At 68.6% G+C, this 24,469-nt stretch carries 20 protein-coding genes and 1 riboswitch; of the genes, 7 read left to right on the top strand and 13 right to left on the bottom strand.

The genetic code is table 11. The annotated features are described in order from the left end of the window. Positions 1 to 5 precede the first annotated feature (5 nt). The gene (locus tag AWB89_RS05650; RefSeq protein ID WP_085099590.1) at positions 6 to 3,389 is read left to right on the top strand and encodes a pyruvate carboxylase; all 3,384 of its coding nucleotides are present in this window, start codon (positions 6 to 8) and stop codon (positions 3,387 to 3,389) included. Here AWB89_RS05650 and AWB89_RS05645 read toward each other — a convergent pair. The 3 genes from AWB89_RS05645 to AWB89_RS05635 are packed head-to-tail and all read right to left on the bottom strand — an operon-like array spanning position 3,386 to position 6,859. Then, positions 3,386 to 4,297, bottom strand: a complete 912-nt coding sequence (locus AWB89_RS05645) for an HpcH/HpaI aldolase/citrate lyase family protein (RefSeq protein WP_085099593.1) — start codon at positions 4,295 to 4,297, stop codon at positions 3,386 to 3,388. The two genes, AWB89_RS05650 and AWB89_RS05645, sit on opposite strands and share 4 nt — an antisense overlap. Positions 4,298 to 4,314: 17 nt before the next feature. Then, positions 4,315 to 5,499, bottom strand: a complete 1,185-nt coding sequence (locus tag AWB89_RS05640; protein ID WP_085099596.1) for a CaiB/BaiF CoA transferase family protein — start codon at positions 5,497 to 5,499, stop codon at positions 4,315 to 4,317. Further along, positions 5,492 to 6,859 (bottom strand): LLM class flavin-dependent oxidoreductase, encoded by a 1,368-nt coding sequence (locus AWB89_RS05635; RefSeq protein ID WP_085099599.1) that lies wholly within the window; start codon positions 6,857 to 6,859, stop codon positions 5,492 to 5,494. Before AWB89_RS05635 ends, AWB89_RS05640 begins: the two co-directional genes overlap by 8 nt. A gap of 62 nt (positions 6,860 to 6,921) precedes the next feature. On the opposite strand from AWB89_RS05635, the gene AWB89_RS05630 reads away from it, so the two are divergent. Then, entirely contained in the window at positions 6,922 to 7,599 is a 678-nt protein-coding gene (locus AWB89_RS05630; RefSeq protein ID WP_085099602.1) for a GntR family transcriptional regulator, read from the top strand. On the opposite strand, the gene AWB89_RS05625 is transcribed toward AWB89_RS05630, so the two are convergent. Continuing rightward, positions 7,596 to 7,808, bottom strand: a complete 213-nt coding sequence (locus tag AWB89_RS05625) for a hypothetical protein (RefSeq protein ID WP_139830723.1) — start codon at positions 7,806 to 7,808, stop codon at positions 7,596 to 7,598. The genes AWB89_RS05630 and AWB89_RS05625 overlap by 4 nt on opposite strands. Positions 7,809 to 7,919: 111 nt before the next feature. Here AWB89_RS05625 and AWB89_RS05620 point away from each other — a divergent pair, with 111 nt between their 5' ends. Further along, positions 7,920 to 9,668 carry a DUF3556 domain-containing protein gene (locus AWB89_RS05620; RefSeq protein ID WP_085099605.1) on the top strand — a complete coding sequence of 583 codons (1,749 nt, stop codon included), beginning with the start codon at positions 7,920 to 7,922 and terminating at the stop codon, positions 9,666 to 9,668. Here AWB89_RS05620 and metE read toward each other — a convergent pair. Continuing rightward, positions 9,665 to 11,965 (bottom strand): 5-methyltetrahydropteroyltriglutamate--homocysteine S-methyltransferase, encoded by a 2,301-nt coding sequence (gene metE, locus AWB89_RS05615; RefSeq protein ID WP_142282456.1) that lies wholly within the window; start codon positions 11,963 to 11,965, stop codon positions 9,665 to 9,667. The two genes, AWB89_RS05620 and metE, sit on opposite strands and share 4 nt — an antisense overlap. A 121-nt stretch (positions 11,966 to 12,086) precedes the next feature. Continuing rightward, a riboswitch (cobalamin riboswitch) is annotated at positions 12,087 to 12,281 on the bottom strand. A gap of 163 nt (positions 12,282 to 12,444) precedes the next feature. Here metE and AWB89_RS05610 point away from each other — a divergent pair. Further along, a complete protein-coding gene (locus tag AWB89_RS05610; RefSeq protein ID WP_085172145.1) occupies positions 12,445 to 12,672 on the top strand; it encodes a hypothetical protein in 228 nt (75 codons plus the stop codon). 10 nt (positions 12,673 to 12,682) lie between these two features. Here the strand turns inward: AWB89_RS05610 and AWB89_RS05605 are convergent, their stop codons facing one another. The 8 genes from AWB89_RS05605 to AWB89_RS05570 all read right to left on the bottom strand — a co-directional run bounded on the left by AWB89_RS05605 (position 12,683) and on the right by AWB89_RS05570 (position 20,566). Then, a complete protein-coding gene (locus AWB89_RS05605; protein WP_085172144.1) occupies positions 12,683 to 13,615 on the bottom strand; it encodes a cytochrome P450 in 933 nt (310 codons plus the stop codon). Then, positions 13,612 to 14,253, bottom strand: coding sequence for an SDR family oxidoreductase (locus tag AWB89_RS05600; protein WP_085172143.1), 642 nt, complete (start codon positions 14,251 to 14,253; stop codon positions 13,612 to 13,614). The genes AWB89_RS05605 and AWB89_RS05600 overlap by 4 nt, the downstream gene beginning before the upstream one ends. 77 nt (positions 14,254 to 14,330) lie before the next feature. Beyond that, the gene (locus AWB89_RS05595; protein WP_085099621.1) at positions 14,331 to 15,173 is read right to left on the bottom strand and encodes an SDR family oxidoreductase; all 843 of its coding nucleotides are present in this window, start codon (positions 15,171 to 15,173) and stop codon (positions 14,331 to 14,333) included. 77 nt (positions 15,174 to 15,250) lie between these two features. Further along, positions 15,251 to 16,531 carry a TetR/AcrR family transcriptional regulator gene (locus AWB89_RS05590; RefSeq protein WP_085099624.1) on the bottom strand — a complete coding sequence of 427 codons (1,281 nt, stop codon included), beginning with the start codon at positions 16,529 to 16,531 and terminating at the stop codon, positions 15,251 to 15,253. A 136-nt stretch (positions 16,532 to 16,667) separates the two neighbouring features. Beyond that, complete coding sequence (locus AWB89_RS05585) at positions 16,668 to 17,315, bottom strand: nitroreductase family protein (RefSeq protein ID WP_085172142.1); 648 nt, start codon at positions 17,313 to 17,315, stop codon at positions 16,668 to 16,670. Then, positions 17,315 to 18,394: an acyl-CoA dehydrogenase family protein gene (locus AWB89_RS05580; protein ID WP_085172141.1), complete on the bottom strand. Its 1,080-nt coding sequence runs from the start codon at positions 18,392 to 18,394 to the stop codon at positions 17,315 to 17,317. The genes AWB89_RS05585 and AWB89_RS05580 overlap by 1 nt, the downstream gene beginning before the upstream one ends. Continuing rightward, positions 18,391 to 19,548 (bottom strand): acyl-CoA dehydrogenase family protein, encoded by a 1,158-nt coding sequence (locus AWB89_RS05575; protein ID WP_085172140.1) that lies wholly within the window; start codon positions 19,546 to 19,548, stop codon positions 18,391 to 18,393. The genes AWB89_RS05580 and AWB89_RS05575 overlap by 4 nt, the downstream gene beginning before the upstream one ends. A 43-nt stretch (positions 19,549 to 19,591) precedes the next feature. Next, positions 19,592 to 20,566 (bottom strand): SDR family NAD(P)-dependent oxidoreductase, encoded by a 975-nt coding sequence (locus AWB89_RS05570; RefSeq protein WP_085172139.1) that lies wholly within the window; start codon positions 20,564 to 20,566, stop codon positions 19,592 to 19,594. A 107-nt stretch (positions 20,567 to 20,673) separates the two neighbouring features. Here AWB89_RS05570 and AWB89_RS05565 point away from each other — a divergent pair, with 107 nt between their 5' ends. From AWB89_RS05565 to AWB89_RS05555, 3 genes are all read left to right on the top strand, one after another. Beyond that, complete coding sequence (locus AWB89_RS05565) at positions 20,674 to 22,392, top strand: nitric oxide reductase activation protein NorD (RefSeq protein ID WP_085172138.1); 1,719 nt, start codon at positions 20,674 to 20,676, stop codon at positions 22,390 to 22,392. A gap of 49 nt (positions 22,393 to 22,441) precedes the next feature. Beyond that, entirely contained in the window at positions 22,442 to 23,284 is an 843-nt protein-coding gene (locus AWB89_RS05560; protein WP_085172137.1) for a CbbQ/NirQ/NorQ/GpvN family protein, read from the top strand. Positions 23,285 to 23,349: 65 nt separating this feature from the next. After that, positions 23,350 to 24,468 (top strand): ABC transporter substrate-binding protein, encoded by a 1,119-nt coding sequence (locus AWB89_RS05555; RefSeq protein ID WP_085172136.1) that lies wholly within the window; start codon positions 23,350 to 23,352, stop codon positions 24,466 to 24,468. Position 24,469: the final 1 nt, after the last annotated feature.

Below are 24,469 nucleotides of genomic sequence, written 5' to 3'. Positions count from 1 at the left end.
ATACCGTGTTCGCGAAGGTTCTGGTCGCCAATCGGGGAGAGATCGCGATCCGCGCATTCCGCGCGGCCTACGAGCTGGAAATGGCCACCGTCGCGGTCTATCCGTACGAGGACCGCAACTCCGTGCACCGGCTGAAGGCCGACGAGTCGTATCAGATCGGCGAGCCGGGCCACCCGGTCCGCGCCTACCTGTCGGTCGACGACATCGTCGCGACGGCGCGGGAGTGCGGGGCGGATGCGATCTACCCCGGCTACGGCTTCCTATCGGAGAATCCGGACCTCGCGGCGGCGTGCGCGGCCGCCGGCATCACCTTCGTCGGCCCGTGCGCCGAGGTGCTCGAGCTCACCGGTAACAAGTCCCGGGCGATCGCGGCGGCGCGGGAGGCCGGTCTCCCGGTGCTGACTTCCTCGCTGCCCTCGACCTCGGTGCACGAACTGCTCACGGCCGCCGAGTCGATGACTTTTCCTTTGTTTGTCAAGGCGGTTGCCGGCGGCGGGGGCCGAGGCATGCGCCGGGTCACCGACCGCGCGGCGCTGGCGGAGGCGATCGAGGCGGCCAGCCGCGAGGCCGAATCCGCGTTCGGGGACGCCTCGGTGTTCCTCGAGCAGGCGGTGCTCAACCCTCGCCACATCGAAGTCCAGGTACTGGCCGACAACGACGGCAACGTGATCCATCTCTACGAGCGGGACTGCAGCGTCCAGCGGCGGCACCAGAAGGTCATCGAGATCGCACCGGCGCCCAACCTGGATCCCGAACTGCGCGAGCGGATCTGCGCGGACGCAGTGGCGTTTGCGCAAAGCATCGGGTACACATGCGCGGGCACGGTGGAATTCCTTCTCGATGAACGCGGCAATCACGTGTTCATCGAAATGAACCCTCGCATCCAGGTGGAGCACACGGTCACCGAGGAGATAACCGACGTCGACCTGGTGTCGGCGCAACTGCGGATCGCGGCCGGGCAGACCCTGGAAGAGATTGGCTTAAGCCAGGACTCGATCGCTCCGCACGGTGCGGCGTTGCAGTGCCGGATTACCACCGAGGACCCGGCCAACGGTTTCCGCCCCGACACGGGCCGTATCACGGCATACCGCACCCCAGGCGGAGCGGGAATCCGGCTGGACGGCGGCACCACGCTGGGCGCGGAGATCAGCGCCCACTTCGACTCGATGCTGATCAAGCTGACGTGCCGGGGGCGCGACTTCCCCACGGCGGTGCGCCGGGCACGGCGCGCGGTCGCCGAATTCCGCATCCGGGGTGTTTCGACGAACATTCCGTTCCTGCAGGCCGTTCTGGACGACACGGACTTTCAAGCCGGTCGCATCACGACGTCGTTCATCGAGCAGCGGCCGCAGCTGCTCACCGCGCGCAGTTCGGCCGACCGCGGCACCAAAATCCTCAGCTACCTCGCCGACGTCACCGTCAACAAGCCGCACGGCGAGCGCCCGTCGACGGTGTACCCGCACGACAAGCTCCCTGACATCGACCTGTCGGCGGCCCCGCCCGCCGGTTCCAGGCAGCTCCTGGCCGAACTCGGGCCGGAGCGATTCGCGGCCTGGCTTCGCGATTCGCGCGGCCTCCGCCTCACGGATACCACCTTCCGCGATGCGCACCAGTCCTTGCTCGCCACGCGCCTGCGCACCAGCGGGCTGCTCAGGGTGGCGCCCTACATCGCGCGGATGATGCCGCAACTGTTGTCGGTGGAATGCTGGGGCGGGGCCACCTACGACGTGGCGCTGCGCTTCCTGAAAGAAGACCCGTGGGAGCGGCTCGCGGCGTTGCGCGAGGCGATGCCCAACATCTGTTTGCAGATGCTGCTGCGCGGCCGAAACACGGTGGGCTACACGCCTTATCCCGAAACCGTGACCACTGCGTTCGTCGAGGAGGCCGCCGCTACCGGAATCGACATCTTCCGGATCTTCGACGCCCTCAACAACGTCGATTCGATGCGGCCGGCAATCGACGCCGTGCGGCAAACCGGGACGGCGGTGGCCGAGGTCGCGATGTGTTACACCGGCGATCTCAGCGATCCGTCCGAGAACCTGTACACGCTCGATTACTACCTCAAGCTCGCCGAGCAGATCGTCATGGCAGGGGCGCACGTCCTCGCGATCAAGGACATGGCGGGGCTGCTGCGCGCGCCGGCCGCCGCGACGCTGGTGTCCGCGCTCAAGTCCCGCTTCGAGCTGCCGGTGCACGTGCACACCCACGACACGCCGGGCGGCCAATTGGCCACGTACGTGGCCGCCTGGCGCGCGGGCGCCGACGCCGTCGACGGCGCCGCGGCTCCGCTTGCGGGCACTACGAGCCAGCCGGCGCTGTCCTCGATCGTAGCCGCCGCGGCCCACACCTCCTACGACACCGGGCTGTCGCTTGCCGCCGTGTGCGATCTGGAGCCGTACTGGGAAGCGCTCCGGAAGGTATACGCGCCCTTCGAATCCGGGCTGCCGGGCCCGACCGGGCGGGTGTATCACCATGAAATTCCTGGTGGCCAGTTGTCGAACCTGCGACAGCAGGCGATCGCGCTCGGCCTCGGAGACCGGTTCGAGGACGTCGAAGATGCGTACGCCGGCGCCGACGCCACCCTCGGGCGCCTCGTCAAGGTCACCCCGTCGAGCAAGGTGGTCGGGGACTTGGCGCTGGCACTGGTGGGGGCGGGCATCACCGCGCAGGATTTCGCCGACGACCCGGCGCGTTACGACATCCCGGACTCGGTCATCGGCTTCCTGCGCGGGGAGTTGGGTGATCCGCCGGGCGGCTGGCCGGAACCGTTGCGCACCAAGGCATTACATGGCCGCGGTCCGGCGAAGGCGGAGCAGCAGCTGTCCGCCGACGATGAAGCGGCGCTGGCCAGCCCCGGCGCCGGCCGCCAGGCAACCCTGAATCGGCTACTGTTCCCCGGGCCTACCAGGGAACTCGAGGAGCACCGTGAGCAATACGGTGACACGTCGCGGCTGAGCGCCAATCAGTTCTTCTACGGATTGCGCCAGGGGGACGAACACCGCGTCGAGTTGGAACGCGGTGTGGAGCTGCTGATCGGCCTGGAGGCCATCTCCGATCCCGACGAACGTGGCCTGCGCACCGTGATGTGCATCCTCAACGGCCAGTTGCGGCCGGTGGTGGTGCGCGACCGCAGCATCGCCGCGGACGTGCCCGCCGCGGAAAAGGCGGACCGCGCCAACCCCGACCACATCGCCGCCCCCTTCGCGGGTGTCGTCACTGTCACCGCCAGCGTCGGCGAGCAGGTGGAGCCCGGCCAGACGATCGCCACGATCGAAGCGATGAAGATGGAAGCCGCCGTAACCACTCCCAAGGCCGGGAAGGTCGCGCGCGTGGCGGTGTCTCAGACCGCGCAGGTCGAAGGCGGCGATTTGTTGGTGGTGGTCAGCTAGCGGCCGCCGCCGATCGCCGCGGCGCGCGCCAAGAGCTCCTGCGCCATCCTGACATGCGCGGCGTCGACCAAGACGCCGTTGACCCCCACCGCCCCGCGCCCCTTGGACTCGGCCTCGCGATAGGCGGCGATATTGCCCTCCGCACGGGCGATTTCGTCGGCGGTCGGCGAGTACACCTGGTTCGCGACGGGAACCTGATCGGGATGAATCGCCCATTTGCCCGTGTAGCCGAGCAGGGAGGCCCGCCGGGCATCGCGCTCGTATCCCGGCAGGTCCCTGTAATCCGGGTACGGCGCGTCGATCGCGTCGATGCCGGCAATGCGGGCCGCGACGATCACCTTGTTTCGCGCGTAATGCCAGAAGTCGCCGGGGTAGTCGCCGAGCGGGACGAAGTTGGTGTCCACCCGCGCGCCCTGCGACAGCGAAAAGTCCCCGACGCCGAAGATCAACGCGTCCAGCCGGGGGCTGGCCGCCGCGATCGCTTCGGCGTTGGCGAGGCCTTCCACTTCCTCGATGAGCACCTCGAGCCGAATGTGCTTGCGCAGAGCCAATTTTTCTTCCAGCTGGGTGACCAGCACGTCCACCCACCAAACGTCGCGGGCCTGACGGGCCTTCGGGATGATGATCGTGTCGAGGTTGTCACCGGCCTTGGTCATCACCTCGATGAGGTCGTCATGGCACCACTGGGTGTCCAGGCCGTTGATGCGGATCGCGCGTGCGGTGCGACCCCAGTCGATGTCGTTGAGGGCCGTGATCGCCTTCGCACGCGACTCCTCCTTGAACGCTGCGGGCACCGCGTCCTCGAGGTCGAGGAACACCAAATCGGCACCGCACGCCGCGGCCTTGTCGAACATGTTGTCGTTGCTCGCGGGCACCGCGAGTTCGGAGCGGCGGAGAAGATGGTTCATCAGCGTATTTCCTCCCGCTACAACACGCCTCGCGCGTGCAGATCGTCGATTTCGGTGGAGGTCAGGCCGAGCAAGCCGCCGTAGACCTCGGCGTTGTGCTCGCCGAGCCGCGGTCCCAGGTGTGCCACAGAACCGGTAGCCGACGAGAAGCGGGGGACGGGCGCCTGGACCGTCACCGGCCCGAGTTGTGGATCTTCGACCGAGATGAACACCTCGCGATGCGCGAGTTGCTCATCAGCGACCAGGTCGCGGATGTCATAGACGGGAGCCGCGGCCACCTCGTGCGCTTCGAAGGCGGCCATCGCCTCCGAAAGCGTCTTGGTGGCAACCCAATCGGTGACCATCTCGTCGACTTCCCGGGCGCGTGCCAGACGCCGTTGCGGGTCGGAGAAGTCGGCGTCTTGCAGCAGGTCGCTGCGACCGATCGCCCGAAACACTCGCAGTGCCAATGCCGGTGAGCTGCCGGACATGGCGAGCCACCGGCCGTCGGCCGTTCGGTAGGTGTTGCGGGGCGCCGAGATGTCCCACCGGTTGCCGGACCGCTCGGGCACCAAACCCAATTGGTCGTAGCCCAGCAGCGTTTGCTCCAGCAGGCGGGCCAACGGGTCGATCAGGTTCACATCGATGAGCTGCCCCGGTGCGCCGTGCACGTCGCGGTGGTAGAGCGCGATCAGCACGGCGTACGCGGCATTCAGCGACGCGACGCCGTCTGCCAACATGAACGGCGGCAGCGTGGGCGGGCCGCCGGCCTGACCGGTGATGTGGGCAAATCCGCTCATCGCCTCACCGAGCGTGCCGAAGCCCGGGCGCTCGCTCTTCGGCCCCGTCAACCCGTAACCCGTGATGTGCAGCATCACGATCCGGTCGTTGACCGCGCGCAGGCTCTCGTAGTCGAGGCCCCATTTACGCAACGTCTGAGGGCGGTTGTTGAAGATGGCCACGTCGGCGCGCTCCACCAGCCGGCGCACCAGCGCCTGACCCTCGGCGCAGCGCAAATCCAGCGTGATCGACCGCTTGTTGCGCGACAACGACTTCCACATCAGGCCCACTCCGTCGCGCTGGTTGCCCCAGCCGCGGATCGGGTCGCCGTGCCGTGGTTCTTCGACCTTGATCACGTCGGCGCCGAATTCGCCCAGGTAGGTCGCCACGAGCGGCGCGGCTGCCAGCGTGGCGAGGTCGAGCACCAGAAGCCCGTCAAGCACTGGCGCCCACCAGAGAGTTCGAAGGCCGTTGTAGCCCAAGGTGTCCCCGCAACGTCGACGACTCGTAGGCGGTGCGGAACACTCCGCGGCGTTGCAGCTCCGGTACCACCATGCGCACCACGTCCTCGAAGGCGCCGGGCAGGTGCGTTGCGGCCAGAACGAAGCCGTCGCAGGCGCCGCTTTCAAACCATTCCGCCATCTGCTCTGCCACCTGCGCGCCGGTGCCGACGAAGCGGGGCCCCTGCAGGAGGGTGGCGCGGTGGTTGGCGAGGTCGCGCAGCGTGACGGTGTCGCCACCGATGTGGGTCCGCAGATTCTGCACCAGTCCCCGAATCCCGGAGACGGAGGCAAGGAGATCGTCGGTCACCGGGTCGTCGAGATCGTGCTGCGCGAAGTCGTAATTCATCAACTCCGACAACAGTGTCAACGACGCCATGGGGTGGACCAGGTCGTTGAGGAACATCGCTTCGCGGTCCTTGGCATGTGCTTCGGACTCGCCCACTACCGCGTAGGCCATCGGACAGATGCGCACTGCGGCGGGATCGCGGCCGGCCTCGCCGATTCGCTGCTTCTGGTCGGCGTAGTGGCTGCGCGCGACCTCGATGCCGGGGTCTCCGGTGAAGATCAATTCGGCCCAACGAGAGGCGAATTCGCGACCGCGTCCGGAGGAGCCGGCCTGGATGACAACCGGTCGGCCTTGCGGGGTTCGTGGCACGGTGAGTGGTCCACGCGCGGAGAAGTACGGGCCGACGTGGTTGAGCTCGTGCACCTTGGTGGCGTCGGCGTAGCGGCCCGACGCCCGTTCGTGCACTACGGCGCCGTCCTCCCAGGTGTCCCACAGGCCGGTGACCACGTCCATGAATTCGTCGGCGCGGTCGTAGCGTTCGTCGTGGCCCAGGTGGGCGTCGATACCGAAGTTCTGCGCCTCGCTGTCGTTGACCGAGGTGACGACGTTCCAGGCGGCACGGCCGCCCGAGAGGTGGTCCAGCGTGGCGAAGGTGCGGGCGACGTGGAACGGGGAGTAGTAAGTGGTCGAGTAGGTGGCGCCCAGCCCGATTCTCGTCGTGGTCTGCGCCAGGACCCCGAGGATCACGCCGAGGTCGAGCTTGACCGGGCGGGCGCCGTAGTGCACCGCTTCGGCCACCGATCCGCCATAGACCCCCGGCATCGCCAGGCGGTCGTCGAAGAACATCAGGTCGAAGCAGCCCTCCTCGAGCTGGCGGCCGATCTTCGCGTAGTAGGACGCATCGAGATACCGGTGCTCCGTGGCCGGGTGCCGCCACGAACCCGCGTACACCGAGGTGCTGCCCGCCTGCATGAACGCGACCAGGGCCATCTTGTCTGTTCGCCGTGAGACCATGATTGAAATCTAACATCTAATATATCAGATATCAACCGCGGGGTGCGATGTAGAGTCTGACCATGCGCGGAGCCAACGACATCGCGGTCACTGTCCGCGAACGCGCCGCCCGTGAATTGCGCGACCGCATCCTCACCGGCGCATTGCCCGCGGGTTCCAGGCTGGACCTCGACGCGATCACCGAGGAGTTCGCCACCAGCCGGACTCCCGTGCGGGAAGCTTTGCTGGAGTTGTCCTTCGAGGGACTGGTCCGGGTCGCCCCGCGCAGCGGCATCACCGTGATCGGCGTCAGTTCCCGCGACGTGCTGGACAGCTTCACCATCCTCGGCGTGCTGACCGGCCAGGCCGCGGCCTGGGCAGCCGAGCGCGTGACGGGTGAAGAACTCGGCAGGCTGCGCGAGTTGGCGGCAGACGTCGCCTCCCGTTCTGGAGACGACAGCATCGGCGAGGCGAACTGGCTGTTTCACCAAGACATTCACCGCGCCGCGCACTCGCCGCGCCTGCTGGCCCAGATCAGGCAAGCCGCGCGCGTGGTGCCGACGAACTTCCTCACCCTGTTTCCCGACCACGAGAAGCAGTCGCTTAACGAGCACGAGGAACTGCTGGATGCGCTTGCCGACGGAAGCGCGAAGCGGGCCCGGTCAATCGCGGAACGACACGTGCTCGATGCCGGTCGCTCGCTTGTCGACTGGCTCGAACAGCGCGGAGACGGCGTGGCCGCTCCGACGGCCGAAATCTAGGACGGCCCGCCGTACTGCCACACCAGGCTGTGGTTGCCGGTCATGGTCGGGTTGCACCACATCGTCCGGCCGTTGGCGTCCTGGGTGGTGGCGTGCAGCACCGTGCAGGAGTCGCCTGGCCCCGGTGCGTCGGCCCGGGCGATACCGCCGCCGGCGAGCGGCACCGCGGCCGCCATCAGCGCCGCGACGAGGAATCGGAGTCTGTTCATGGTGGGAGTTCTCCTAGCGACTTCACGGTATCCGGGCATTAACTCCCAGGCAAAGGATTCTTTGCCCCTACCCCAGCCACGCGCCTAGAACGCGTTCTAATCTGTCAAACCATGGGGTTTCTCAAGCCGGAGCTGCCGCAGCTCGACATGGAGGAATGGAACAAGGGCACCCGCAGCGAGAAGATCCGCCCGATGGCCCGGCACTGGGCCGAGGTGGGCTTCGGCACGCCGGTCGCCCTGCACCTGTTCTACGTCCTGAAGATCCTGCTCTACATCCTGGGCGGATGGCTGTTCGCCTCTGCCACCAAGGGACTCGGCGGTTTCACCAACGTCGCGCACTGGTGGTCCGAGCCGATCGTCTTCGAGAAGGTCGTGCTCTACACGATGCTGTTCGAGGTGGTCGGGCTGGGCTGCGGCTTCGGGCCGTTGAACAACCGGTTCTTCCCGCCGCTGGGCTCGATCCTGTACTGGATGCGGTTCGGCACCATCCGGCTGCCACCGTGGCCGGACCGCGTCCCGTTCACCAAGGGCACCGCCCGCCGGCCGGTGGACGTCTTGCTGTACGCGGCGCTGCTGCTGATGACGTTGTGGGCGTTGTTCTCCGACGGCACCGGACCGGTGCCGGAGGTGGGCACCACGGTGGGGCTGCTGCCGGCCTGGGAGATCGGGTGGATCCTGCTGATCCTCGGCGTGCTGGGGCTGCGCGACAAGGTGATCTTCCTGGCCGCGCGCGGCGAGGTCTACGCGACGATGGCGGTGACCTTCCTGTTCGGCGGGCCCGACATGATCGTCGGATCCAAGGTGGTGTTCCTGGTCATCTGGATGGGGGCGGCGACCTCGAAGCTCAACAAGCACTTCCCGTTCGTGATCTCCACGATGATGTCCAACAACCCGCTGGTGCGGCCGCGGTGGCTCAAACGGCGCTTCTTCGAGAAGTTTCCCGATGACCTGCGGCCCGGCCGGCTGTCCCGGTTCGTGGCCCACGTGAGCACCGCCATCGAGATGCTGGTGCCGCTGCCGCTGTTCTTCTGCCACGGCGGCTGGCCGACGACGGTGGCCGCCGTCGTGATGGTGTGCTTCCACCTCGGGATCCTCGTGTCGATCCCGATGGGCGTGCCGCTGGAGTGGAACGTCTTCATGATCTTCGGCGTGCTGTCGCTGTTCGTCGCACACGCCCGCCTGGGCTTGGGCGACCTCAAACACCCGGTGCTGGTCGCCATCCTGTTCGTCGTGATCGCGGGGATCGTGGTGCTGGGCAACATGTTTCCGCGCAAGATCTCCTTCCTGCCGGGGATGCGCTACTACGCCGGTAACTGGGACACCACGCTGTGGTGCATCAAGCCCTCGGCCAACGAGAAGATCGGCCGGGGCATCATCGCGATCGCGAGCATGCCGCAGGCCCAGCTGGAGCGGTTTTACGGCAGCCCCGAGGCGGCCCAGATTCCGATCTTCATGGGGTACGCGTTCCGCGGGTTCAACACCCACGGCCGGGCGCTGTTCACGCTGGCCCACCGCGCGATGGCGGGCCAGAACGAGGACGACTACGTCATCACCGACGGCGAACGCATCTGCAGCACCGCGATCGGCTGGAACTTCGGCGACGGCCACATGCACAACGAGCAGCTCATCACCGCCATGCAGCAGCGCTGCCATTTCGAGCCGGGTGAGGTGCGCGTGGTGCTGCTCGACGCGCAGCCCATCCACAAGCAGACCCAGGCCTATCGGCTGGTGGACGCGGCGACGGGGGAGTTCGAGCGCGGCATCGTGCGGGTCGCCGACATGGTGACCCGGCAGCCCTGGGCCGACGACGTGCCGGTCCAGGTGCTGTCGGATTCCGCCGAAAAGCCCCAGGCGCGTTAGGCCCCGGCGCGCACCTCGCGGGCCGCGGCGACCATGTTGCGCAGCGACGCGGTCACCTCGTCGACGTTGCGGGTCTTGAGCCCGCAGTCGGGGTTGACCCAAAGCCGTTGCGGCGGCACCGCTCTCAGCGCGGCGCGCAGCGACTCGGCCATCTCCTCGGCGCTGGGCACCCGCGGCGAGTGGATGTCGTAGACGCCCGGGCCCACGCTGTTGGCGAAGCCGACGGAGTTCAGGTCGTCGAGCACCTCCATGTGCGAGCGGGCCGCCTCGAGGGAGGTGACGTCGGCGTCCAGGTCGGCGATGGCGCCGATCACCTCGCCGAATTCCGAGTAGCACAGGTGGGTGTGGATCTGCGTCGAGTCGGCGACGCCGGAGGTGGCCAGGCGGAAAGCGCCCACGGCCCAACGCAAATAGTCCTCCTGCTGGGCGCGGCGCAGCGGCAGCAGCTCCCGCAGCGCGGGCTCGTCGACCTGGATGACGGCGATCCCGGCGGCCTGCAGGTCCACGGTCTCGTCGCGAATGGCCAGCGCCACCTGGTTGGCGGTGTCGGCCAGGGGCTGGTCGTCGCGGACGAACGACCACGCCAGGATCGTGACCGGCCCCGTCAGCATGCCCTTCACCGGCTTGTCGGTCAGGGACTGGGCGTAGCTGATCCACTCGACGGTCATCGGATGCGGTCGCGACACGTCGCCGTAGAGGATCGGCGGACGCACGCAGCGGCTGCCGTAGGACTGCACCCAGCCGTTCTGCGTGGCGAAGAACCCCTGCAGCTGCTCGGCGAAGTACTGCACCATGTCGTTGCGCTCCGGCTCGCCGTGCACCAGCACGTCGAGGCCGAGCTGCTCCTGCAGCTCGATGGCGTCGGCGATCTCCTTGCGCATCTTCGCGACGTACTCGGCCTCGTCGATCTCGCCGGCCCGAAACGCCGCCCGCGCCTTGCGGATTGCGGAGGTCTGCGGGTACGAGCCGATGGTCGTCGTCGGCAGCGGCGGCAGGTGCAGCCGCGCCTCCTGGCTGGCGCGGCGCTGTTGCGCGTCGCCACGGTGGGCACCCGCCCGGAGGATCGAGTCGATGCGCGCCCGAATTTGATCGTTGTGCAGCCGGGGATCGGCCTTGCGCGACGCCACGGCGGCGTTGGACGCCGCGATCTGTTCGGCGACCACGTCGCGTCCGTCGTGCAGGGCGCGCGCGAGGGTGACCACCTCGCCCACCTTTTCGGCCCCGAACGCCAACCAGCTGCGCAGGTTGTCGTCGAGATCGGTTTCGGGCTCGAGCGAGTACGGCACGTGCATCGTCGAGCACGACGTCGAAACCGCGACGTTTGCCACCGAGCCCCGCAGGGTCTCCAGCTTGCCCAGCGCCGCCTCCAGATCCGTGCGCCACACGTTGCGCCCGTCGACCACGCCGGCCACGAGCAGCTTGGTGGACAATTCCGGGATGCCCGCGAGCGCGGTGTCCGCGCCCGCGACCAGGTCGACGCCGATCGCCTCGACGGGCGTGCGGGCCAGCCCCGCCAAAGCCGCGCCGGGGTCGCCGAAGTAGGTGGCGACGTGGATGGCGGGCCGGTTGCTCACCGCGCCCAGCGCGTTGTAAACGGCCTCGGCCAGCGCGGGCGCGTCGGGCGAAATGTCGGTGACCAGCGCGGGCTCGTCGAACTGCACCCATCGCGCCCCGCCGTCGGCGAGCAATGAGAGTAGCTCCGAGTAGATCGGCACCAGCTCCTCGAGCCGCTCGATCGGTGCACCGCCGCCGTTGACGGCTTTGCTCAGCAGCAGGAAGGTGATGGGCCCGATTATCACCGGCCGCGCGGGAATCCCTTGCTGCAGCGCCTCCTTCAGCTCGGAGAGCACCTTGTCGGGGTGCAGGGAGAACTTGGTCGCGGGCTCGATCTCGGGAACCAGATAGTGGTAGTTCGTGTCGAACCACTTGGTCATCTCCAGCGGTGTGACGTCGGAGTTGCCGCGGGCCGCGGCGAAGTAGCGGTCCAGATCGTCGGAAACCCGCGCGGCACGGGCCGGCAGCGCGCCGAGCATGACCGCCGTGTCGAGCATCTGGTCGTAATACGAAAAGGTGTTCACCGGGACCGAGTCCAGGCCCGCGCCGGCGAGCGCAGACCACATGTCGCGACGCAAGTCGGCGGCGACCGATTCCAGCTCGGCCCGGCTGGTGCGCCCGGCCCAGTAACCCTCGGTGGCGCGTTTGAGTTCGCGCTTCGGGCCGATGCGTGGGGAGCCGATAACGGTAGCGGTGAATGGTTGAGAGGTCACGTTTCGTCCTAACACTCGACGGGTGGTCATCACCGCCGACGGACGCACAGCCGATTCCGTCGCCGGTGCGCACCTGATTTTTCAAGCCACACAACCGCCAACGGCCACGACCAAACGCCCATTCCACGAGGCGATGAGCCGGCCGGACGCGGCGCGCCCGGCACAGCCGGCAGGTCTTCGGACTCGCAGGCGCGCACCGGGTGGTGCTCCTACTGGCCGTCGCTTCCCGGTCTTGCGACCAGTGCTTGTGACGGCGGTCGTTCCTGCATACCGCTGCGGGACAGTCCCGGACTCTCACCGGGTTCCCTCTCGCGAAGCACGTCTAACCTGCCTCGCTCGATGCCGGCGCCACGGGTGCGGCGACGGCAGACCAGCTGCGCAGCGGAGTCTACCGCGATCAACGCCCGCTCGAGATGAGCCGTGGCTGATCCTCTGTTAGCGTGCCCGTTAATGAGGGTCGGTGGCAGACTGCCGCGATCGCGGGGCCTCCAGGCGAAGGGAATCCCACCATGAAGGCGAAAGTATCGATGGCCACGTTCGGCGCCGCAGCCGCGACCTTGGCCGCCGCTGTTGTGTGGACCGCGCCTTCGGCCTCGGCCGGCACCGACTATTGCAATGCGCTCCCGCCCAAGGACGCTCGCGACTGCAACTGCGGCTTCGACTTCGCCCCCGGCAGCCCGGAGCTTCAGCAGTGCCTGTCGGGAAAGGCGCCCGCGCCCGGTCCCGCGCAACCCTAGGCAACCGGTGCTAAGCCCCCGTCACCAGCGGTAGCGCCGGCAGCCACAGCGAGCTCTCGGTCCGCGGAAACCCGGCCACCGGCCAGAAGCCGGGAGCCAGCCCGAGCTGCCCGGCCCGGTCGACCCACTCCTCAACCAGCACGCGCAACACCTGTCGGACGATGTGGCCGCCGCGGCAGCGCATGGACCCCGCGCCCAGACTCCAATGCCGGTGTGCCCGAACGCCAATCACAAGGTCGTCGGTGGACATGGCGTCGCTGCCGTCCCGCTGGACCGCGGCGATGCACAACATCACCACCATGCCGGCCGGCAGCTCGACGCCGCCGATGGTCGTTGGCTGGGTGGTGAAACGCTGGCAACCCTGCACCATCGGCTCCAACCGCAGGACCTCTTCGACGAACCCGCGGATCAGCTCGGGCTGACGGCGAAGCAGGTCGCACAATTCGGGGCTGCGTGCCAACTCGAACAGGTGCCAGCCGGCGTGTTTGAACAGGTTGCGGCAGGCCTCGGAGAACACGTGGCCGGACTGCCCGGCCAGATGCTCGGCGGGCAGTAACCGCAGGCGCGACACGATGTCGAAAAGGGCGCCGGCCATCGGCGCGGTCACCTCGGCCACCGCGTCACCGCCGCCGGCGGCGGCGAAACGATCGATCAGCGCCGCGGCGGTCGGACGGAACGCCGCCGCAATGTCTTGGGCTGATTTCGGCGCGAAGAGCTGCTCGTGGACCGCGAGATCGCGGTCGGGCACAGCCCTGGCGCGATCCAGTCTCGGATCGTCCACATGCGCCAACACTTCTTCCCGCCCCACGACAAACACCCAGTTGGCCACCGGATCTCGCAGCACCGGGCCGGCCTGTCGCGCCAGGCGCCAGCCCAGGCCGCGGTCCGTGCTCAGCACGGTTCCCGCCTCGGCCGGAAAGACCGGGCAGTCGGCAAGCTTCATCTGCCCAGCGCCTCGGCGATGGGGATGTCACCGTTGTTGAAGTCGATGGTTCGGCCGACGGTCGAGTCGTCGCGCAGCGCCGCGGCCACCACGAGCGCGACGTCCGCCCGGGAGACCTCGCCTTTGCCCTCGCCGACGACGATCCGGCCGGTCGGCGGGTCCAGGGTGAGCCGGCCCGGCCCCAGCACGGTCCACTGCAGGCCGCTGGCGCGCAGATGCGCGTCCGCCGCCGCCTTGGCCTCCGCGTACGGGAAGAACGAATTGTCGCTTGGCACACCGTGATCCGGGCCCGCCCCGAAGTAGGAGACCATCACGAACCGCGCGACGCCCGCCCGCTCGGCGGCGTCGATCACCCGGATGGCGGCGTCGCGGTCGACGGCGTACGTCCGCGCCGGGTTGCCGCCGCCCGCTCCCGCGGAGAAGACGACGGCGTCGTGACCCGCCAGCAGCCCTGCGAGCGCGTCGGTGTCCAGGTGTTCGATGTCGGCGACCACCGGCTGCGCGCCGGTCGCGGCGACATCGTCGGAGTGGTCAGGGTTGCGGAAGACCGACTTCACCTCGTCGCCGCGGTCGGTCAGGATGCGGGCCAGCTGCAGCGCGACCTTGCCGTGGCCGCCGATGACGATGATCCGTGCCATGCCCCCGACGGTACCGGCCCGCCAATACCGATCGTGGCGACCCGCGTCGCCCGGCTACGCCGCGCTCGCGATCGCCACTAGAGCTTCACGCGCCCCATGATCAGGTCGATGATCGGCTTGCCCGGCGGGTAGGCCCCGGTCAGCGACGCCATCGTGTGCCCGTAGTCCACAAGCAGCGTGATGCCGTTGATGCCGAAGGCGGCGGCGCTGTTCAAAAACGCCATCACGTCGCCCATCTGCTCCGGGGTGTGCACCTTGGAGCCGGTCTCGTCGCGGTAGTCCTGGGCGAAGGTGAGCCAGAGGTCGGCGTTGGCCTGGGCCAGCGGGGTGTCGGTGGGACCCGGGCAGATCGCGTTGATCCGGATGCCCTTCTTCAGCAGTGGGTAGCCCTGCGTCGCCACGTAGGCGTTGACGACCTTCTTGCTGAACCCGTAGTGGATGATGCCTTCCGATTCGTGCGCCTTGACCCACTCCTGCGCCGAAGCGAAGTCCGGCGTGGCGAGGAACTCCGTCAGCAGCTCCAGGTCGTTCTCCCAGCCCATGCCGGCCACCGAGGAGATGAAGCAGATCGACGAGCCCGAGGGAAGCTGGTTCTTCTCGAGCAGGCGGTCGATGAGGTGGCGGTGGCCGACGAAGTTGATCGCCATCAGGTCTGTCGTGCCGTCGGCGATGCCGGCGGCCGAGAACAGGGCATGGATGGGGCCGTCCAGCTGCTCGATCGCGGCGTCGATCGAGGCGGGGTCGCGCAGGTCCACCTGGATGGACTTGGCGACGTCGTAGCTCACCGGCGCGTAGTCCATCACGATGACTTCGGCTCCGAGCTCGGCCGCCGACTTGGCCGCCGCGGCGCCCATCCCGGTGGCGCCGCCAACGACGAGAGCGCGTTTGCCGTCGTAGCGCAACCGATCGACGATAGTCATGGAAATCCCCTTCTCGTTCTCTGCCAATCCGGTTCTAACCGACCAACTGTATGGGTAACAGTTATTAGGTTCAATACCTAGGTGCGGCGAACCGCGGCTCCGCGCAGGACGGTGTCGCGGACATGCACCAGCGCCGCGCGCTTGCCGACGGCGCGCAGGATGTTCTCCGGTATCCACTGCAGGCCGATGACGCACCGCGCCAGCATCGTGGTGGACGGGGCGTCGATCCTGATATCGCCCGCCCGGATGCCTTCGGACAGCAGAGATTTCATCTGCCGGAGCCGGGTAGCGTACAGCCAACCGGGGTTGGGCGTGTTCGGCGGCGACTGCCGCATCCAGGCGAGCTGAATCCTGAACTCGTCGGAGAACCGGTCGAGCGCGTTGACGTTGACCCAGCTGAGCGCGTCGAGTTTCTCGATGGCCGTGGAGTCCGAGCGCAGGACGCCGACCCACCCCGCCTCGACCTTGCGCCCGAAGGATTCCATGATCGAGGCGAGGAGTTCGTCCTTGGAGCCGATCACCCGGTACACCGTTCCGGTGCCGAGTCCGGCCGCCGCCGCGATGTCCCTGATGGTCGTGACCTCATACCCTTTGCGGCCGAACTCCGTTCGTGCCACGGCGAGGACGCGGGCCGCCTTGTCGTCGGGATCGGCTTCGCTGTCGTCGGCCCACGTGTCGATCACGTCGCAGGCGGCCGCGAAGGCGCTGGACCGATCCAACGCCGCGTCCGTCGGCGGCTTGGCGGCCAGGCCGTCCAGCATGATCCGGCACAGCAGCCGGGCCACCTGGTCGGCCGGGGCGGTGTGCCGCATGACCGCGAGCCCGACCTGCAGCATCGTCTGGCAGATCCGGTCGGCCAGCGTGGGCAGGTCGATGTCGGGCTTGATGTAGCCGCTCCACCTGCCGGCGCGCAGCGTTTGCAGCATCGCCTCCTGCACCGCGTTGGGCGCCTCCTGGGTCAGCTTCATCAGCTCGGGATCGTCGTTCGGCCCCTCGTAGAACGACATCTGCAGCGCGGCCCCGTGCTGCACGGCGCAATGGGCGATCGCCGACCCCAGCTCGACGATCTTCTCCGACGCCGGTCGTTCGTCCGGTTCATCCAGTCGCGCCTGCGCCGTTTGTCCGATCCGGTTCAGGTCGTCCTGGTAGCGGCGGATCAGCTCGACGAGGATCGCCTCTTTGGACTCGAAATGGTGATAGAGGCTGCCGGGGAGAATGCCTGCCGCGTCGGCGATCTCCTGCAACGACGTGCGCAGTCCGGAGGACGCGATCAACGACGCCGCGGTCTGCAGGATTTCGGTGCGGCGCGTTCCGGTGTCGTCGGCGGCGCCCACGCGCAATGGCCCCGCTTTGGCCATGATCAGCGGTGCGCAGATCCGGACGATTGCGGATTCGCGAACATACGCATTCGTCCTCTCGCCGAACCAAATGTTTGTTGAAGGCTATCAGACCGCCGAAACCGAAACCGCTGCAAGACGAGGTGGCAGAGCCATTCTAGAGCGGGGGGCCGTCCCAGCCGTCGCGTGCGACGACCTCGTCGACGGGCCGCCGGCGGGCCGGCGAAAAGGTGCGTCCGGCGCGCAGGCGCCCCACCGGCAGCAGGCAGCCCTGGGTGTAGGCCTGCGGGATGCCGAGCAGGCTGCGGACCTCCTCTTCGCGGTGCAGGTGCAGGGTCGTGATGCAGGTGCCGTATCCGCGGGTGTGCAGGGCGAGCTGAAAGTTCCACACCGCCGGGAAGATCGAGCCGTACAGGGTCGCCCGGTGAAAAGACTCGTCGCCGTCGATGCGCGGGAGGTAGGCCTCATAGCAAGGGATTACCAGCAGCGGCACGTTCGCCATGTTCTCGACCAGCCACTCCGTCGACGACATGATGCGGCTTTCCGGCGTGCCGGCCGGCAGCAGGTCGGCGAGCAGCTGCCCTCCCACGCGCAGCAGGTAGGCCTCCCGGTACAGCGCGGCGATCTGGGCCCGCAGCGAGGCGCCGGTGATCACCAGCCACCGCCAGGACTGTTGGTTGGAGCCGTTGGCCGCCTGCAAACCGATGCGCAGGCAGTCCCGGATTTCCCCGAGGTCGACGGGCGCCGCCAAGTCGAGCGACTTGCGCGCCGACGGCGTCGCGGTGAGCAGGTAGTCGATGTCCATCACTGCCGACCTCTCTTGGCAAGGCGCGCACCGACTTCCGTGAGGTAACGGTCGGGCCCACCGAGAAACCCGCTCCAGCTCAGCAGGCGCTTGAGGTAGAGATGGGCATCGTGCTCCCAGGTGTAACCGATGCCGCCGAAGACCTGGATCGCGGTGTCGCCCACCGAGGCCAGCCGCCCGGCGAACGCCTTGGCCCGCAGTGCGGACAGGTGGCGCTCCTCGGCGCCGGCGTTGTCGGCCGCCCAGAGCGCGTGGATGACCCCGCTGCGGGCGAGTTCGACGGTCTCATACATGTCGACGCACAGGTGCTGAACCGCCTGGAACGAACCGATGACCTGACCGAATTGCTTTCTGACTTTCGCGTATTCGACGGCGAGCTGCATGACGGCCCGCGCTGCGCCGAGCGCGTCGGCGGCGGTCGCGATGAGCACGTCGTCGACGATGGCCGCGACCGCATCCGGTGGCGCTGTGGCCAGCCGGTGCGCGGGCGCGCCGTCGAAGGCGACCCGGAACCGCTTGCGGGTCTGGTCGATTGCGGGCTCGGGAGTCACCGAAATGCCGGGGGAGTCGGTCCTCACCGCGAAAAGTCCTGTGCCTGCTCGGTCTGCGGCGAGCACCAGCAAGGTATCGGCCGCCGCGGCGTCGGTCACGCCGGCGATCTCGCCGCGCAGAACGGCGTCGTCGCCCCGCGGTGAATCCAGAAAGCCGACGGTGGCGATCGTGGTCCCGTCGGCGATCCCGGCGAGAATCGTTGCGGCACTGTCGCCGCCGTGCAGCCGCGTCAGCGTGCGCGCCGCGGCGACCGCGGTCGACAACCACGGCCCCGGATGCAGCGCGGCGCCCAACTCTTCGGCGACCACGCCGGCCTCGACCATCGTCATCCCGGCGCCGCCGTGTTGCTCCGGCACCAGCAACCCGGTCACCCCGAGGTCGGCCAGGCCGCGCCAGACGGATTGGTCGACGCCGGTCGGATCGTCGAGCAGCTCGCGCACGTGCCCCGAAATCGGCGCCTTCTCAGCCAGAAAGCGCCGCGTGGTGTCGCGCAGCGCGGCCTGCTCGTCGGTGAGTTCGAGGTTCATTTGCGCGGCAATCCCAGTACCCGCTGCGCGGTGATGTTCTTGTTGATCTGGGTCGTTCCGCCCGCGATGGTCAGCGACCGTGAGGTGAGCCGGTAGTTGGCCCACGCGGCGTTGGCGCCGCCGGTGCCGAGCACGTCGAAGGCGAGGGCGGCCATGTCCTGTCCGATCTCCCCCCAGACGGTCTTGGCGAGGCTGGCCGACGCGAACGGGTCGCCGCCGTGCAGCGTCGCCGAGATCGACCGCTGGCAGAGCACCTCGAGATACTTGATCCGGACGGCGATTTCGCCGAGGCGCCGCAGGACCACCGGGTCGTCCAGGGCGCCGCTTTGGGCGGCGATGTCGTCCACCATTTCCTCCAGCCGCACCTGCATCTCCGCGTAAAGGCGCGCCGCCCCGGCGCGCTCGTGGCTGAGCGTGGTGGTCGCGACCTGCCAGCCGGCGTTGAGCGGACCCAGCAGTGCGTCGGCAGGCACCCGCACGTCGTGGAAAAACACCTCGGCGAAATCGGTGTCGCCGTTGAGCGTGACGAGCGGGCGGACCTCGATGCCGGGCAGCGTCATGTCCACGATCAGGCAGGAGATCCCCTGGTGCTTCGGGGCGTCGGGGTCGGTGCGCACGTACAGCTGGCACCAATGCGCCCGGTGCCCCAGCGAGGTCCAGATCTTCTGGCCGTTGACCACGAAGTCGTCGCCTTGCGGACCGGCACAGCGCACCGCGCGGGTGCGCAAGGCGGCCAGATCGGATCCCGCTTCGGGCTCCGACATTCCCTGGCACCAGATGTCGTCGGCGCGCATCATGCGGGGGAGCAGCGTCGTCTTCTGGTCCTCGGTGCCGTACTGCATGATCGCGGGGGCGATGTTGTTCATCCCAATGACGTTGAGCGGCATCGGTGCTCGCGCGCGGGTGGTCTCCTCGGTGTAGACCAGCTGTTCGAGGACGGTCGCGCCGCGGCCGCCGTACTCGCGCGGCCAGGAGACCGCGGCCCACCCCGCGTCGGCCATCGTCCGGCTCCAGGCCCGCAGCAGCTCGATCGCCGCGTCGTCGCGGCCGGGCGGCCTGCGCGCGGCCACCAGCTCGGCGGTCAGGTTCGCCGACAGCCAGTCGCGCAGCTCGGCGCGGAACTCTTCCACTTCCGAGGGATAGGAGAAATCCATTTTTCCGGACACTACGTTGGCGCAGATAGCGGGTCAATAACGCTCAGTCGCCCCGTGGTTCCGGGAATGCGACTTCGGCGTTGCCCGGCATGGCGCTGACGCCGCGCCGCGCGCACACTTCCAGTACCTCGTCGACGATGGATGCGGGCACGATGAACTTCTCCGTGGACGAGATCTCCTCGAGGTGCGCCTGGATGTCTTCGGCCGTCGGCGGGTCGTCGGCGTCGGCCAGCCAGCCTTCGGTGAGCCCCACGAACACCCGCGCGTAGCGTCCGGCCGCGGCCGAATAGTTCCGGTGGGTGAACGTGCAGGCCGTGCTGGCCAGGAACGTCACCAGCGGCACGACGAGTTCCGGACGGATGGCCCGCATGAAGCCGGATTCGGCGAGAAACTTCTCGTCGCCGACGGTCTCGGCGACCATGCGCGAAAACCCGGTGGGCATAACCGAATTGGCGAGGATTCCGTCCGCCTCGCCTTCGATCGCGATCACGTTGGTCAGCCCGACCAGACCGGCCTTGGCCGCGGCGTAGTGGGCCTCCATCGGCTGGCCGAAGATTCCGGCCGAGGACGAGATGAACACGAACCTCCCGCCGCCGTTGCGCTTCATGACGCGATATGCGGGCTGGGCCAGGTAAAAGCCGCCGTCCAGGTGCACGCGCAACATCCGCGCCCACTCGTCGGCCGAGAGGTCCTCGAATGGCACGGTGCCGAAGATCCCCGCGTTGCTGACCACGGCGTCGAGGCGGCCGAACGCGTCGACCGCCGCGTCCACGACCGCCTGGCCGCCCGCGGGGCGGTCCACCGAGTCATACGAGGCGATGGCCGCGCCGCCCGCTGCCGCGATCTCGGCGACCACTTCGTCGGCGACGCCGGAGTCGGCGCCGTCACCGTGCATCGAGCCGCCGACGTCGTTGACCACCACCGCGGCGCCCCGGCGCGCCAGGTCCAGCGCGTAAAGGCGGCCCAGCCCGCGGCCGGCGCCGCTGACCACCGCCACCCGTCCGGTGAAGTCAATCATGATGCGCTCCTGACTAATCGAGGGCCGGGTCGATTGACTGCCGTGAGGCCGGACTCTACGGTGGAACAGATATTTGGTCAAAGTGTCGGTGGGTTCGGAGGTTGAGCGTGGGGGACGACGCTCGTTCCGAGCGGATGCAGGCCCTGGGCATGTTCGCCTCCGCGCTGGCGGGCCGCGCGACGGCGGTTGCCGGGCTGCGACCGGGCGAGCCTTCCTGGACGGACGGCCAGACCATTTACGTCGATGCCGCCGCGCCGGGCCGCGCGCAACTCGAGTCGGTTGCCGTGCAGGCCTCGATGATCGCGGCCGGCAGCCTGGACCCCGGGGTGGTGCGCCGGTTGCTCCGGCATCCCCGGGTGGCCCGGCGCTACCTCGCGGTCGAGGGCCACCGCGCGCTGCTCGCCACCGGCGACCTGCTCCCGGGGTTGCTGGCGTCGTTGGGCGACCGCGAGATCGCCGGCCGCAGTGACTCGCCCGCGGCGTCGTTGCGAATAGCCAAGGCGCACGCGAGGATCGAGGGCCCGTCGGCCGAATTCGGCGTGATCCGCGCGGCGAAGGTCCTGGCGGCCTGCCGCGCGCCCGAGCCACAAAACCACGAGGAACCCGGGCACGTTCCCCGCGGCGGGGGCACCCACGAACTGGCGGAGCTCGATGACGGTGAGACCGACGATTCCGACGACCCGGACCTGTTCACCAGCCCGGTCGGCGGGGGCGGCTTCATCGGTAAGTGGTTGAAGAAGCTGCTGTCGTCCGCGCGCAAGACCGGCAGCGGCGGTGGGCCGCCGGGCGCGGACACCCCGACGCATCGCACGAACTCGGCAATCCGCGGCCCGCACGCCGTCTCGTCGCTGGCGTCGGCCCCGAGCGAGGACATCGACGACGAGGAGGCCAGAGCGGCCGCGGACGGGGTGCGGTATCCGGAGTGGGACGCCGCGCGCAAGAGCTACCGGCCCGCGTGGTGCACCGTGCGCGAGGTGGAGCCGACGATCAAGGCGCAGGCGACCCAGGAGATCGACGCCGCCATCGGCGTGCGGCGGCCGCTGTCGCGGCTCGGAATGGGGCTGCACCGCCGCCACCGTCAGCCGCAGGGCGATGACATCGACATCGACGCCGCGGTGGAGGCCCGCGTCGAGGTGCGCGCCGGTTCGGTCCCCGACGAGGCCGTCTACCTCGACAGCCTGCGCCGCCGCCGGGACCTGTCGGTGCTGCTCCTGCTCGACGTGTCGGGCTCGGCGGCCGAGCCGGGAACTGCCGCGCGCACGGTGCACCAGCAACAGCGCGCGGCGGTCGCCAACCTCGCCGTCGCGCTGCACGACCTGGGCGACCGCGTGGCGCTCTACGCCTACTACTCGCAGGGCCGGCAGGCGGTCAGCATGATTCCGGTCAAACGGTTCGACGACCACCTCGACGCCCGCGTGATGCGGCGGCTGAACAGCCTGGAACCCGGCGCGTACTCCCGACTCGGTGCGGCCATCCGGCACGGCGCGGCGGTCTTGGAGGCGCGCGGGGGAACGGCGCGGCGACTGTTGGTGGTCCTGTCCGACGGGCTGGCCTACGACCACGGATACGAACGGGCCTACGGCGCCGCCGACGCGCGCCGCGCCCTGACCGAGGCCCGCCGCCGGGGGACCGGCTGTGTCTGCCTGACGATCGGCGCGGGAACCGACGTGCGGTCGCTGCGCAGGGTCTTCGGTAGCACGGCGCACGCCACCATCGCGCGACCGGATCAACTCGCCGGCGTCGTCGGCCCGCTGTTCCGGTCCGCGCTGCGCTCGGCGGAGGTGCGCCGCCGGCCGCGCACCCCGGTGCACGCCGGCGGTCGTTGAAAACAAACATCTGTTCCGGATAGGCTCGATCAACATCGGAAGGGAAGCTATGGCCAACGAGTCCGGGATTGTTCACCGGAACGGCGTGACCCCCGAGGCGGACAGCGTGCGGCCCTATTACCAGGCGATCGGCAACGAGGAAGCCATCTTCAAGGCCGCCCACCGCCAGGGCCTGTCACTGGTTTTGAAGGGCCCGACGGGGTGCGGGAAGACCCGTTTCGTCGAGGCGATGGCCTACGACCTCGGCCGGCCGCTGATCACCGTCGCATGCCATGACGACCTCACCACCGCCGATCTCGTCGGCCGGTATCTGCTGCGGGGCGACGAGACCGTGTGGGTGGACGGCCCGCTGACCCGGGCGGTGCGCGAGGGCGCGATCTGCTACCTGGACGAAGTGGTGGAGGCCCGCCAGGACACCACCGTGGTGCTGCACCCGCTCGCCGACCATCGGCGGCAGCTGCCCATCGAGCGTCTCGGCGTCACGCTGGACGCGGCGCCCGGGTTCGGCCTGGTGGTGTCCTACAACCCCGGCTACCAGAGCGTGCTCAAGGACCTCAAGGATTCGACACGCCAGCGGATGGTCGCCATCGAATTCGGTTTTCCCGCAGCAGATGTCGAAGAGGGGATCGTTGCGCACGAGGCGGGCGTGGACGCGGCGATCGCGGCCGAGCTGGTGCGTCTCGGGCAGGCCATCCGCCGTCTGGAAACCGGCGGGCTGCGTGAGGTCGCCTCGACCCGGGTGCTGATCGCGGCGGGCAGGCTGGTGGCGGAGGGCCTGACCCTGCAAGAGGCGGCTCGGGCCGCGATCGCGGGGCCGCTCACCGACGACGCGGCGGTGGGCAAAGGGCTGGGCGAGATGATCGACATCTACCTGGGCGCGGCGGCCGAATGATTGACGCTGCATACCGCCGCGGCTAGAGTCTGAACAAATATTAGGTTTTTGACCGGGAGGTCGGAATGTCCTACGAAAGCAGCGCGGAACCGATCAAGGTCGGCTACCTGATGGACTTCGCGCTGCCGCCCGGATTCCCCGAGGAATTGCTGGCGAGTTTCACGCGGTGCTTCGACCTCGTCTTCGACGAAGCCCGCGAACAGGGCGTGATCGATCGCCCGGTGCAGATGATCTACCGCGAGGTGGAGGGGCTGCCCAAGGGATCGGTCAAAGCGGTGATCGATGCCTTCGGCGAGCTCGTCGACGAGGGCTGCCTGGTGTTGTTCGGCCCGCACATCACCGACAACTGCGTGCCCACCCGCGAGGCGATCGAGGAGCGGTTCAAGGTCCCGGCGATCAGCGTCACCGGCACCGACGACTGGCTGGGCGAATGGACCTTCGCGTTCCCGCAGGGATCGATGACCGACGAGCCGATCTTCATCGCCGACCTGGTCGCCAAGCGCGGGCTCACCGAGATCGGGGTGCTGGTCGAGCAGAACCTGATCGGCGAGAGCTACCTGAAAAACCTGCGAAGTGCCTGCCGGCGCAACGGGATTCGCATCGTCGCGGAGGCGGCGATCGCGCAGACCGCGCAGGACATCAATGAAGCCGTGCGTACCCTGCACGACGCGAAGGCCGAGGCGATCGTGCACCTGGGGTTCGGCTTCGGGATCGTGTTCATCAACCCGGCGCTGGAGGCCGTCGACTGGGACCCGCCGCGGTTCACCACCACGGCCTTCCAGAACGCCTGGGTGAACCCCATCATGTGGGACGCGTTCATGGGCTGGGTCGGGGTCGACCAGTACGACGAGGCGAACCGGCTCGGGCAGGACTTCCTCGATCGCTACGCCGCCAAGTACCAGGGCAGCCGTCCCGAATACTGCGTGCCGGTGGTCAACCACGACGTCGCCGCCACCCTGGTGCGCGCATTCGCCGACGCGCACCCGCTCAGCCCGCGCGGCGTCAAGGAAGCGCTGGAACGGGTGAAGATGATGCCCGCCGCCTCGGGCGCGCCCGGCACCCGGGTGTCCTTCGGCAAGTGGACGCGCCGGGCGTGGATGGGCGCCGGCTACCTGGTGGCCCGCCGCCTCGACGCCGACGGGGTCAACTCGCATCTGGTCGATCGCTTCGGCGAGGAAGGCTGAA

Source organism: Mycobacterium paraense (genome assembly GCF_002101815.1).
Classification (GTDB): Bacteria; Actinomycetota; Actinomycetes; order Mycobacteriales; family Mycobacteriaceae; genus Mycobacterium; species Mycobacterium paraense.
Note: the sequence above shows the minus strand (reverse complement) of the source record. Positions and strands in the feature narration are given on the sequence as shown.